At 64.1% G+C, this 11,726-nt stretch carries 12 protein-coding genes and 3 pseudogenes; 12 read left to right on the top strand and 3 right to left on the bottom strand.

Translation table 11 applies throughout. The features are described from left to right. Positions 1-187 (bottom strand): annotated as a pseudogene (locus F3H32_RS17345) (IS1634 family transposase); the annotation flags it as partial. A gap of 184 nt (positions 188-371) precedes the next feature. Between F3H32_RS17345 and F3H32_RS17340 the strand changes: the two are divergent. Further along, a complete protein-coding gene (locus F3H32_RS17340; RefSeq protein WP_188128712.1) occupies positions 372-548 on the top strand; it encodes a hypothetical protein in 177 nt (58 codons plus the stop codon). A 34-nt stretch (positions 549-582) separates the two neighbouring features. Here F3H32_RS17340 and F3H32_RS17335 read toward each other — a convergent pair whose 3' ends face one another. Next, positions 583-1,584, bottom strand: a complete 1,002-nt coding sequence (locus F3H32_RS17335; RefSeq protein WP_223191528.1) for a LacI family DNA-binding transcriptional regulator — start codon at positions 1,582-1,584, stop codon at positions 583-585. 112 nt (positions 1,585-1,696) lie between these two features. On the opposite strand from F3H32_RS17335, the gene F3H32_RS17330 reads away from it, so the two are divergent. The 8 genes from F3H32_RS17330 (at position 1,697) to F3H32_RS17295 (ending at position 9,760) form a co-directional block, all read left to right on the top strand. After that, positions 1,697-2,710: a TRAP transporter substrate-binding protein gene (locus tag F3H32_RS17330; protein ID WP_149766907.1), complete on the top strand. Its 1,014-nt coding sequence runs from the start codon at positions 1,697-1,699 to the stop codon at positions 2,708-2,710. Further along, positions 2,710-3,225, top strand: coding sequence for a TRAP transporter small permease (locus F3H32_RS17325; protein WP_149766906.1), 516 nt, complete (start codon positions 2,710-2,712; stop codon positions 3,223-3,225). The genes F3H32_RS17330 and F3H32_RS17325 overlap by 1 nt, the downstream gene beginning before the upstream one ends. After that, on the top strand, positions 3,222-4,499 hold the full coding sequence (locus F3H32_RS17320; protein WP_149766905.1) for a TRAP transporter large permease: 1,278 nt from the start codon (positions 3,222-3,224) through the stop codon (positions 4,497-4,499). Before F3H32_RS17325 ends, F3H32_RS17320 begins: the two co-directional genes overlap by 4 nt. A gap of 3 nt (positions 4,500-4,502) precedes the next feature. Further along, positions 4,503-5,042: a VOC family protein gene (locus tag F3H32_RS17315; protein ID WP_149766904.1), complete on the top strand. Its 540-nt coding sequence runs from the start codon at positions 4,503-4,505 to the stop codon at positions 5,040-5,042. 3 nt (positions 5,043-5,045) lie between these two features. Beyond that, on the top strand, positions 5,046-6,296 hold the full coding sequence (locus F3H32_RS17310) for a RuBisCO large subunit C-terminal-like domain-containing protein (RefSeq protein WP_149766903.1): 1,251 nt from the start codon (positions 5,046-5,048) through the stop codon (positions 6,294-6,296). 2 nt (positions 6,297-6,298) lie between these two features. Further along, positions 6,299-7,504, top strand: coding sequence for a four-carbon acid sugar kinase family protein (locus F3H32_RS17305; RefSeq protein ID WP_149766902.1), 1,206 nt, complete (start codon positions 6,299-6,301; stop codon positions 7,502-7,504). 89 nt (positions 7,505-7,593) lie between these two features. After that, complete coding sequence (locus tag F3H32_RS17300; protein ID WP_149766901.1) at positions 7,594-9,366, top strand: alpha/beta fold hydrolase; 1,773 nt, start codon at positions 7,594-7,596, stop codon at positions 9,364-9,366. 139 nt (positions 9,367-9,505) lie between these two features. After that, the gene (locus F3H32_RS17295) at positions 9,506-9,760 is read left to right on the top strand and encodes a hypothetical protein (protein ID WP_149766900.1); all 255 of its coding nucleotides are present in this window, start codon (positions 9,506-9,508) and stop codon (positions 9,758-9,760) included. Between the two features lie 278 nt (positions 9,761-10,038). Here F3H32_RS17295 and F3H32_RS17290 read toward each other — a convergent pair. Next, positions 10,039-10,386: pseudogene (locus tag F3H32_RS17290) on the bottom strand (electron transfer flavoprotein subunit alpha/FixB family protein); the annotation flags it as partial. Between the two features lie 80 nt (positions 10,387-10,466). Between F3H32_RS17290 and F3H32_RS17285 the strand changes: the two are divergent. From F3H32_RS17285 to F3H32_RS17275, 3 genes and pseudogenes are all read left to right on the top strand, one after another. Beyond that, a complete protein-coding gene (locus F3H32_RS17285) occupies positions 10,467-10,763 on the top strand; it encodes a transposase (RefSeq protein ID WP_149766899.1) in 297 nt (98 codons plus the stop codon). Positions 10,764-10,771: 8 nt separating this feature from the next. Next, complete coding sequence (locus F3H32_RS17280) at positions 10,772-11,434, top strand: IS3 family transposase (RefSeq protein WP_149766898.1); 663 nt, start codon at positions 10,772-10,774, stop codon at positions 11,432-11,434. A gap of 73 nt (positions 11,435-11,507) precedes the next feature. After that, a pseudogene (locus F3H32_RS17275) lies at positions 11,508-11,726 on the top strand (IS21 family transposase); the annotation flags it as partial.

Genomic DNA, 11,726 nt, shown 5'->3' with positions numbered 1-11,726 from the left:
CTGGTTCGTCGCGCCCGGCCACGCGGCAAAGGCCGCGGATCAACGGGTCGAGATGGCCATCCTGCATCCCGTCGATGCGGCCAAGGTTGGCAACAACCCGATGGCGCGGTTGCCCCGCCTCGTTCCGATAGGACTCGACGAGCTGCAGGTAGCGCCGTTCACCGCTTTTGCTGATCCGAACAAACATACCTACAGAATATTGCAGTTGAACCATCCAGGCAAACCAAAACAGCTGTCGACGTGTGACTACAGAACTTTGACCCTTAGATATCACTAACCCATTGAGATGACTCGATCAGACGGACCGACACCCCTCAAACATAGACCAATTTTGTCGAACTTCGGGGGCCCGCAACTTCTACTATACGCAGATGGGATATTACGCGCTGAACGTGCGCGAGCCGCTGTCGGTGCGGCTGTCCTATGTCCCCACCTATTTCGAGACCTATACCGACGAAAAGCTGGACCCGCAGGCCGAGGCCGATTTTCGCCACAAGGTCATCGCGCGAAAGGAGCTGTGGGGCGACGAGCGCATCCCTGTCCGTTGACGGCGTGGGTCGGGCATAAGCTGCGACCGCGGCTCTAGCCGGGAAGATTGGTTGGAAAGATGATCTGCATGGGCAGCGGCTCGGCCGTTTTTGGATTGTGCAGCTGGTCCAGCATGGCCTCGAACAGGGTCATGTTGCGCTGCGTCAGCACGGCTGTCATCACGCCTTCGGCCAGCAGGTTGCGCGTGTCGGACCCGTAGCCGTGGCCGATCAGCCGGACCTTTCCCGCGCGGCCGGTCCGGCGCAACGCCATGCCGATCCCCTCGGAGGAACCTCCCACGTTATAGATGCCGCACAGATCCGGAAAGCGTTGCAGCAAGGCCAGGGTCATGTTCATGTTGGTCATGGGATCGTCCTGACCCTCGATCGTTCCCGTGAACTCCAACCGGGGATGGTCGCGCTGGATCAGTTCCTGAAAGCCAAGCTCGCGTTCGATATGTGATCGGTACTGGCGGGTGGCGGCGATGACGGCCAGCTTTCCGCCCGAGGCTGGCGCCGTGGCTGCCAGCAGGTAGGCAGCGGTGCGCCCCGCGGCCAGGTTGTCGATGCCGATAAAGGCATGGCGACGCGATCCCGTAATGTCGCTGATCAGCGTCAAGACCAGCTTGCCCTTATCCGCAAGCTCGTCCGCCGCAAGCGCGATATCCGGGTGGTCGATGCCGAAAAAGGCCACCGCATCAGAGTTGCGCCCCAGTCGCCGAAGGCTGCGCGCCATCATCTCGGGGTTCATGGAATCCAGCAGGAAGCTGTGGACCCGTGCGCCCCGGTCCCGCGCCTGCGACCATGTCCGCAACTCGGCGTTCAGGGTTCGGATATAGGGGTTTGCGGTGCTGGGCAGTATGACGGCCAGCCGCATGCGGTCCGGGCGGCGCAGGCGGTCCAGGTCGCGATCCGCAAGATACCGGCATTCGGCCGCCGCTGCCAGGACACGCTCTGCCGTTGCAGGGCGAACGTTGGGGCGGCCATGAAGGACGCGGTCCACCGTCGCCTCGGAAACGCCAGCCATGGCGGCAATCTCGCGAATACCCGGACGCATGATCCATCAAAACCCATCAAGAAAGCCGCATTGATTTCTTATCGCCCCAACATAGACTTTCGGTCAACCGCGCAAGCACAGATGCCTTGCTGCCATATCAGGGGGGAAACACATGACGACCTTGGCCATTTCCAGACGCAATCTTCTGCTTTCCGCAGGTGCCGCGACCATAGCCGCACCGTTCCTGGGCAAGGGTGCCCATGCCGCGACGACGCTGCGCTATGGCCACATGCATACGCCGAACTCGATCGCCGGCGAGCAGGCGCAGTGGTTCGCCGATGCGGTGCGGGAAAAGACCGGCGGAGAGCTGGACATCCAGATCTTTCCGAACTCTCAACTGGGCAAGCTACAGGAACTGGCCGAGGCGGTGTCGACCGGATCCATCGCGTTTTCGCACAACACGGCGGGCGCCATCGGGTCGCTATACGAGCCTTTTGCCGCCTTCGACACGCCTTACCTGTATCGTGACATCGACCACCTGATGAAGGTCACGGATGTCGAAAGCCCGGTGATGAAGGACTTGAACCAGGGCCTGGTCGATGCATCCGGCACCCGCGCGCTATACGCCTTTTATTTCGGCACCCGCAACCTGACTGCCGACCGCGCCGCCAAGGCGCCGGCCGATCTGGCCGGGGTCAAGATCCGTTCCATCCCCTTCCCGATCTACATGGCCACGGTCGAAGGCCTTGGCGGCGTTCCGGTGCCGGTCGATTGGTCCGAGGTGCCGACCGCGCTGGCGACCGGGGTCGTCAACGGGCAGGAAAACCCGATGAACGTCCTGGTCTCGGCCAAGCTTTACGAGGTGCAAAGCCACCTGATGCTGACCGGCCACATCACCGCGGCCCAGGTCGTGATGATGAACGACGGCGTGTGGAACGATCTGTCGGATGCCCACAAGGAAGCCCTGGCCATCGCCGCGGCGCAAACGCGCACCCGCGCCTCCGATGCGATGCTGTCATCCGAGGCCAGCGACCTTGAGGTGCTGCGCAGCCATGGCATGACCGTTCTGGACGCGGACAGCGGCCTTGATCTGGCGGCCTTCAGGCAAGCGGTGCAGGCACGCGTCGCCAGCGAATTCGACAGCCAGTTCGGCGAACTTTACGCCAAGATCGCGGCGGTCGCCTGATGGCGGACATTCCGCCCGACACGCAAAGTCCCAGCACGCCGCCAAGGGTGCTGGACCTTGTGACGCGCGGCCTGCTGGCGGTGTCCACGGGGCTGCTTTTGCTGATCATCGTGCTGATCGTGGCGCAGATCGCCGCCCGCAACGTTTGGAACATGGGCCTGCCCCGTGCCGAGGAAATCAGCCGCTATTGCGGCGTCCTGGCGGTCTATTTCACCGCGCCGCTGCTGGCGCTGCATGGCCAGCATGTCGCGGTCGACGTCTTTACCACCATGATGCCGCGCCTGCCCCGGCTGGCCTGCAACCTGCTTGCCGAAACCTCGGTCATGGCTTTTGGCGCGCTGACCTTGTGGGGTGGCTGGCTGTATCTGGAACGCGCCTGGAAGTTCAAGACCCCCGCCCTTGGGATCCGCAACATCTGGCTTTATGGCCCGATCATGGCGTCGCTTCTGCTGCTTTGTGCCATCGCCTTGTGGCGCATTGCCGCGACGCTTAAGGGGGGCAGGACCGCACCATGACCATCACCCTTCTTCTGGCCTTCGCCCTGCTGCTGGTCATCGGGGCGCCGATCGCGGTTGCGCTTGGACTATCCTCGGCCATTGCCATTGTCGTGCATGACCTGCCGGCCACGGTGCTGTTGCAGCGGGCGGTGGCGTCGATCGACAGCTCGCCCCTGCTGGCGGTGCCGATGTTCATCATGGCGGCGGCGCTTCTTGGCGCGACCGGCGTGACGACCTATATGTTCGACCTGGTCCGCATGATCGTGGGCCGCGTCCGCGGCGGCATGGCGCATGTCAACGTGCTGCTGTCGCTGGTCTTCGCCGGCATGTCGGGCGCCGCCCTGGCCGATATCGGCGCGCTTGGCGGCATGCAGGTCCGAGAGATGGAAAAGCAGGGTTACACCCGCCGCTTTGCCGCTGGCCTGACCATCGCATCCGCGACCATCGGGCCGATCTTTCCGCCGTCGATTCCGCTGATCATATTCGCCGCCGCAGCCGAGGTTTCGCCCGTCAAGCTGCTTTTGGCGGGAATCGTGCCGGCGCTGCTGCTGGCCGGCGCCATGATGGCCTATATCGCGATTGTCGCCCGCAGCCAGAACCTGCCGCGCGACGACGTCCGGCCCAGCCTGCCCGCATTCGCGCGGCTTGCATTGATTTCCTTCCCCGCGCTGCTGACGCCGGTGCTGCTGATCGGAGGGCTGCTGTCGGGCTATTTTGGCCCAACCGAGGCCGCGGGCATCACCGTCGCCTATGCCATCGTGATCGGCGTCGCCGTCTATCGCACGCTGACGCTGCGCGCCCTGCTGGATTCGGCACGCGACACGGTGCTGGCCACGGCCAATATCCTGTTCGTCGTTGCCGCCGCCGCGGTCTTCGCCTGGGTGCTGACGATGGATCAGGTGCCGATGAAGGCGGGCGAATGGCTGCTGGGGCTCTCGGACAACCCGCTTGTCCTGCTGCTGATCCTGAACGTGGTCCTGCTGGTCGCGGGCATGTTCCTGGAATCCATCGCCGCGATCCTGATCATCGCGCCCATCGTCACCCCCGCGCTGATCCAGGCCGGCGCGCCTGCCGAACAGATCGGGGTGGTCATGGTCCTGAACCTGATGATCGGCCTGCTGACCCCGCCCGTCGGCATGAGCCTGTACATGATGGCGATCACCGTGCGGATGCCCTTTGCCGAGGTCGTGCGCGGGGTTGCCCCCTTCTTTATCCCCCTGTTCACGGCACTGCTGCTTGTCACGCTGTTTCCCGGCCTGACCGCCTGGCTGCCCAACTATCTGATGAGGTAATCCATGAGCCGCTTTCTCGGCCCGATCCGCCAGCTTGGCTTTGTCGTCCCCGATATCGAGGCCGCGATGGCCCACTGGACGCAGGTGATGGGCGTCGGCCCCTTCTTCTATAACCCGCAGGTGCCGATCGAGGATTACACCTATGACGGCCGATCCTATACGCCGCACAATTCCGTGGCGCTTGCCAATGCAGGCTATATCCAGGTGGAACTGATCCAGTGCCGCAACGATGTGCCCTCGTGCTACAAGGAGTTCACGGATGCCGGCCATCAGGGCCTACAGCACACCGCATACTGGACCGAGGATTACGACCGCGACCTGGCTGCCATGCAGGACCAGGGCTTTGCCGTCCGCATGTCGGGCAAGGTCGGAGAGAACGGCCGCTTCGCGTATTTCGACCGCCAGGATCACCCCGGCACCTGCATCGAGCTGTCCGAGGTGAAGGGGCCAAAGGGCCGGATGTTCGCCATGATCCGCGAGGCGTCCGAAGGCTGGGACGGCAGCGATCCGGTGCGCCCCTTCCCCGACCTGCGGGCGATCTGACCGATGATCCGCGCCACCTATCACGTCGAAACCCCCTGCCCCATTGCCGAGGTTGCCGCCATGATGGCGGGAGAGCAGAGCGCCGGCACCTTCGTCCGCGTCGAGGGCGAGACCGACGCGCTGCGCGACCGCTTCGGCGCAAGGGTTGTCGAAACCACGCAGATCGGTGAAAGCCCGGCGCCGTCGCTGCGGTCCGCATGGGCCGAACGCCGGGACCTGGGCGGACCATGCGGCATCTTCCGCGTGGTCATCGACTATCCCGAGGACAATGTGGGGGTGAACCTGCCCACGCTGGCCTCGGTCGTTGCGGGCAACCTTTACGACTTGGGCGAAGTCACCGGCCTGAAGCTGATCGACGTGACGCTGACGTCGGACTATCGCCGCCGCTATCCGATGCCGGTGCAGGGGATCGCAGGCACGCGCGCCTCGCTCGGCGTTCAGGACCGCCCGATCTTCGGCACGATTATCAAGCCGAATATCGGCCTGTCGCCCGATGAGATCGCCGCCCTCGTGGCGCGGCTGGCCCAGGCGGGGGCGGATTTCGTCAAGGATGACGAGATCGCGGGCACCCATCCCCATGCCCCCGTCGATGCCCGCATCCGCGCGGTGATGGACGTGGTCCGCCGTCACCAGGACCGAACCGGCAAGCTGGTCATGGTCGCCTTCAACATCACCGACGAAACCGACGCCATGCGCCGCCACGCCGACCTGATCGAGGCCGAGGGTGGAAGCTGCGCCATGGTATCGCTGAATTGGTGCGGGCTTTCGGCCGTTGAGAGCCTGCGCCGCCACACCGGGCTGGCGATCCACGGCCACCGCAACGGCTATGGCGGCATGGGGCGGCATCCGCTGCTGGGCATGGGGGTGCGCGCCTATCAGGCGCTGTATCGGCTGGCCGGGATCGACCACATGCATGTGCATGGCATGGGCGGCAAGTTCTCGGACCTGGACCAGGACGTGACCGAAGCCGCCCGCCATTGCCTGACCGCGATGGCGGACGAGGACCGGGTCATGCCGGTCTTCTCGTCGGGGCAATGGGCGGGGACGCTGCCGCACACGTTGCGCCAGATCGACTCGGACGACCTGATGTTCCTGTGCGGAGGCGGCATCATGGCGCATCCCGGCGGCCCCGCGGCAGGCTTGGCCAGCCTGCGTCAGGCGCATGAGGCCGTGCGCGCCGGCATTCCTCTGGACCAGGCGGCATGCGATCGGCCGGAACTGGCAGCGGCGCTTGCGACATTCGGCAAGGGCTAGCAATGGCCTATATCTTCGTCGCCGACGACTTTACCGGCGCATCGGATACGCTTGCGACCTTGTCGCGGGCCGGAATGCGCGCCCGGCTGTTCCGGGATCTTCCCCAGCCGCACGATGTCGGCGACCTTGACGCCTGGGGCATCGCGACCGATGCCCGCGCGCTTGAAACCCCTGCCATGGCGGCGCTTGCGCATAGGATCGGGCACGGGCTTTCGGCCTTTCGTCCGCAGCTTCTGCACCTCAAGATCTGCTCCACCTTCGACAGCAGTGCCAAGGTGGGCAATATCGCGCTGCTGGCGCAAGGTCTGGCCGACGCCATCGGCATCCGTGACATCGCGGTCATAGCTGGGCAGCCTTCGCTGGGGCGGTATGCGGTCTTCGGCACGCTGTTCGCGCGCGGCCCGGATGGGCAGATCCACCGGATCGACCGGCACCCGGTCATGTCCACCCATCCTGTCACGCCGATGGACGAGGCAGACCTGATCCGCCATCTGGCGCGGCTTGGCCTTAACGATATCGAACTGGTCCGCCGCGGCGGGCGTGGCAGCCGTTTTCCCCGGCTCTACGACGCCCTGGAGCAGCAGGATGTCGTGTCGGCCGGCCGTGATCTGGCGGCATCGTCCGATGCCTTGCTGGTCATGGGGTCGTCCGCGGTGGCAGAGGCCTGGCTGGCCGCCCATCCATCGCAATCGGCCGGAACGCTTTCGCCCCTGACGGCATCCGGTCCCATCCTGGTCTTCGCGGGATCCCGGTCATCGCTGACCACAAGCCAGATCGCCGCGGCCGGCGGCACTGCCTGCCTGCCGATCAATCCCGTCGACATGATCGCTGGTGGTCCGGCGTTGCAGTCCTCGCTTGATTGGGCATGCGCCAGGCTGGACAGCGGACAGGACTGCATGCTCTACCTGACGGCCGAGGGTTCTGGGACGATTGCACCGGCGCTTCTGGCGGAACGCAGCGCCCATTTTGTCCACCGGCTGGTCAGTGCAGGGCTTGCGGGCGGTTTGATCGTCGCAGGCGGCGACACGTCAAGCGCCATCGTCACGCGCCTTGGACCGGCCTGGCTGGAGCACGCGGGCGACGTCTGCCCAGGGGTTCCGGTCCTGCGCGCGCGGTTGGAGGGCGGGGAGTTGCCAATGATCCTGAAAGGAGGTCAAATGGGCGACAGAGACTTCTTTGCCGCCGCCATCCAGGCGATCCGAAGCTGAAGAAAAGCGCGGGGCGGGTGCCGAAGCGCGGGGCACAGGCGCCGTGCTAAATGCAAAGCTGTGACCGCCTGCCTGCGAGAGATCCGTTCGTGTCCGATCCCAAATCCAAGACGCCGCTGGCTGATCAGCAGTTCTTTTTGTCGCCCGAGCTAAGCGAAAGCCGGGATACGGACCACGATATAGACCTGAGCATCATCGCCAGCACCTATCGTTCGGTCGTCGACGAACATGCCTTTGACGAAATGGTCGCGAACTGGGAAGCCAAGCTGGCCTCGTCGGGCGACGATGCCGAATACCCCAAGGTGTCCAAGCGCCTCTTCGGCCAGTTGCTGACCTTTCGCGACACCTTGGAAAAGCTGGATATACCGGCCGGGAACGACCCGCTGAAACTGGCGGTTTCGGAAGTGCCCGGACCGGCGATGGTGCTTTCTCCGAACGGCAATATCGCGGTCATCAATATTGCCGGCGAACGGGCCTTTGGCGGGCGACAGGGCGCGTTCATGGACATGGCCGTCATCGCGCCCCGCTCGCTTGAGGATTATCGCGCGTTGTTGCGCGCCGCCACCGGCCAGGGCAATGCGGCGCAGGCGATTCTGACGATCCTGCCCATCGCCGGGGATTTCGGCGAATCCTTTCTGGCCGAAGGATACCTGATCCGCCTGCCGGGCCAAAGCGGTGCGCATATCGCCATCCGCTCGCTGGAAATCGCCTGGGGGCCGCGCATCGCCGAGCGCTTGCAGCAGGCTTTCGGCCTGACCTCGGCCGAAGCCGAGGTGGCACACCAGTTCTTTCTGCTGCGCAATCTCGACGCGGTCGCCACGCAGCGCGGCGTGTCCCTGCTGACGGTGCGCACCCAGATCAAGACGATCATGGCCAAGATGGGCACGCCGTCGAATATCGACTTGATGCGCCTGCTGGCCATGATCGCCAGCCGGGAACATGTCGGGCTGCGGGGCGAGGCCCCGGTCTGGCACGACCCGCTGGGGCGCGAAAAGCTGATCGCGATGCCCGACGGGCGCAAGATCGCCTGGACCTGGATGGGGGCCAGGCGAGGCGTGCCGGTGGTCATGCTGCGCGGATTGCCGATGACCTATCTGCTGCCGGGGGATGGAGAGGCCCGGCTGCGCGATGCGGGCATCTGCCTTTACGTTCCATCGCGGCCCGGTCACGGGAACAGCACGATGGATCCCTCGCTTGACGTGATGGGCGACAACCTGGTCGCGCTGCGGGCCTTTCTGGACCAGGTCGTCGGCCGCCGGCCCTGCCTTGGCGTCGGGGTGGCCAGCGGCACCCTGCCGCTGGTGGTCGAGGCGGTGGCCAACCCCATGCGTTTTCACGGCATCCTGGCGGTCGGCTATTCGTGCGGCATCGACCCGTCGGGAATCCAGCGCCTGCCGCGGATTCAGCGCACCATGCTGCAACTCGCGGGCAGCGCGCCCTGGGTGGCGGAACTGATGGCCAAGTCCGGGCACCGGATGATGCGCCAGCACGGGTTGGACTGGTATCTGGAGCGCGCCTTCCGCCACATGCCTTTGAACCAGCAAATCGTGCGCAACCCCGACTGGACGGCGTTGATCCGCAACGCCTGCGAACATCTGCTGAAACAGGGTCACGCGACTTTCGTGCGGGAATTGCAGCTTTCGCGCTACAGGATGGACGCGGCGCTGCGGGATCTGGCCATACCCATGCGGTATCTGGCGCCTGCCGAGGACCCCGGCATAGATATTGCGTCGTGCAAGCAACTGGAAAGGCTCAACCCCATGATCGCGGTCGAGCTGGTCTCGGATGCAACCGATTTGATCTTTTACCAGCGCAGCGAGCTGATCCTTGATCACATCATCGCTTCGGCGCGCCGAAACTAAGGTCCATACTCCAATCGGCGTATGACAAGACCGGCCTGTGTTCTCTAGGCTCGCGGCGGCAAAATTGCTCAACTTTCGGCCATGGGCGCTCGATAGGCTTTCAACCTGTCAGTTTTGCGAGATATGGGGGAACAAGCGAATGATAAGCGATGCAGCCGTCACCAGACGACGCCATCGGGCGTTGGAATATGTGGCTAGCCCAGATATGGTAGCCTTTACCATCGGGCAGATTACCCTGGCTGCATTAAGGGAAAAGGGTACGCTTTCTGCGGAAAACCTGCGCGATCATCTTGTCCGCATCGCCGGCGGAATCGACGAGGCGCTCGCGACGCGGGTAAGCCCCGACATGGCCCTTGGGGCGCTTGGTTATATTGACGCTCTCGTTACGGAATGAAACAGCCCAAGGCATCCACGAGCACCTGGCCCGCCTGGCTGCCCGAGGCCGGACCCCGGCGCACCATCGCCTGGGTCCGGACGGCCAAGAGGATGTCAGCAAAAATCGTCTGGGGCTGCCAGCGCGTCGTTAAAGACCTCGATACCGGCAGGCCTCAGGCCCCAGCCCAAACCGGAATCGGAATCGGAATCGGAATCGGAATCGGAAGGTAAAGATGGTTGCGGGGCAAGAATTAGGCACCTGGTGCATCACAGCTTCTCTGCGAACTCCTGCGCAACCTAGAACAGGTCTCCGACAATCCCGTAATCGGCGATCTGGAAGATCGGCGCCTCTTCGTCCTTGTTGATCGCCACGATGACCTTGCTGTCCTTCATCCCGGCAAGGTGCTGGATGGCGCCGGAGATGCCGACCGCCACGTAAAGTTCGGGCGCAACCACCTTGCCGGTTTGGCCGACCTGCCAGTCGTTCGGGGCATAGCCGCTGTCCACCGCGGCGCGGGACGCGCCCACCGCGGCGCCAAGCTTGTCGGCAAGCGCCTCGATCAGCGCGAAGCTTTCCTGCGAGCCAAGGCCGCGGCCGCCCGAAACCACGCGCCGGGCCGAGCTGAGCTCGGGGCGGTCCGATTGTGAGCTACTCCCCGGAAATTGGACAGTGACGGAAGCTACGATCTGACGTTTGCTGGTTTCCAAGGACGAGGAGATCAGGAATGCGGAAACGCAGGAACCATGACGCGGGCTTCAAGGCGCGCGTGGCGCTTGAGGCCCTGAAGGGCGAGCGCACTGTGTCGGAGCTGGCCGCCGAATACGGTGTCCATCCGACGATGATCCACCAGTGGAAGAAGGCGTTGCTCGACGGGGCTGCGGATATCTTCGAGCGGGGCAGCCGGAGGCCCGCAGCGGAGGTGGACGAGGAAACTGTTCGTTCCCTGCATGCCAAGATCGGGGAGTTGGCCGTCGCCAACGATTTTTTGTCACGAAAGCTCAAGCCGTGGACCGGCAAGTGAGGCGTGGCATGATTGAACGGGACCATCCCGCGCTGTCGATCGTGGCGCAGTGCCGCCTGCTGTCGATCTCGCGCTCGTCGTTCTATCATGAACCGGCCGGAGAGACGGAGCGGAACCTCGGGCTGATGCGGCTGATCGACCAGCAGTTCCTCGACACGCCCTTCTACGGCGTCCGGCAGATGACGTGGCATCTGCAGAACGAGGGGCATGGCGTGAACCAGAAGCGCATCAGACGTCTGATGCGGCTCATGCGCCTGATGCCGATCTTCCAGAAGCCCAACACCAGCAAGCCGAGAAAGGGCCACAAGACCTATCCCTATCTGCTGGGCGGGCTGCGGGTGGATCGTCCCGGCCAGGTCTGGTGCGCCGATATCACCTACCTGCCGATGCGGCGCGGCTTCCTGTATCTGGTGGCCATCATGGACTGGTTCACACGCAAGGTTCTGGCCTGGCGCATCTCGAACACGCTGGAGGCTGACTTCTGCGTTGAGGCGCTGAACGAGGCCATCCACCGCTTCGGCGTGCCGGAGATCATGAACACGGATCAGGGCAGCCAGTTCACGTCCTTCGCCTGGACTGATCGGCTGAAGCGCGTTAGCATCCGGATCTCCATGGACGGCAAAGGGCGCTGCTGTGAACCGGCGTGCAAAATTGACCCCGTAACGGGGTAATCGGCTTCCAAAAATGACCCCCTTACGCTGATGGTCATGATGCCTCCGAGGCTATCGGGGGGCACAGTGTGGGATGCTGGTTGTGGAGACGATTGCGAAGATCCGCCGGGCGTATTTCCAGGACAAGAAGTCGATCAAGCATATCTGCCGAGAGCTGCGGGTATCGCGGAACACGGTTCGGAAGGTGATCCGGTCCGGCGCAACGGAGATGACTTACGAGCGAACCGTCCAACCGCAGCCGAAGATCGGTCCCTGGAAAGGCAAGCTCGACGAGATGCTGGCGGCGAATGCG

It is taken from the genome of Paracoccus thiocyanatus, from assembly GCF_900156255.1.
Classification (GTDB): Bacteria; Pseudomonadota; Alphaproteobacteria; order Rhodobacterales; family Rhodobacteraceae; genus Paracoccus; species Paracoccus thiocyanatus.
Note: the sequence above shows the minus strand (reverse complement) of the source record. Positions and strands in the feature narration are given on the sequence as shown.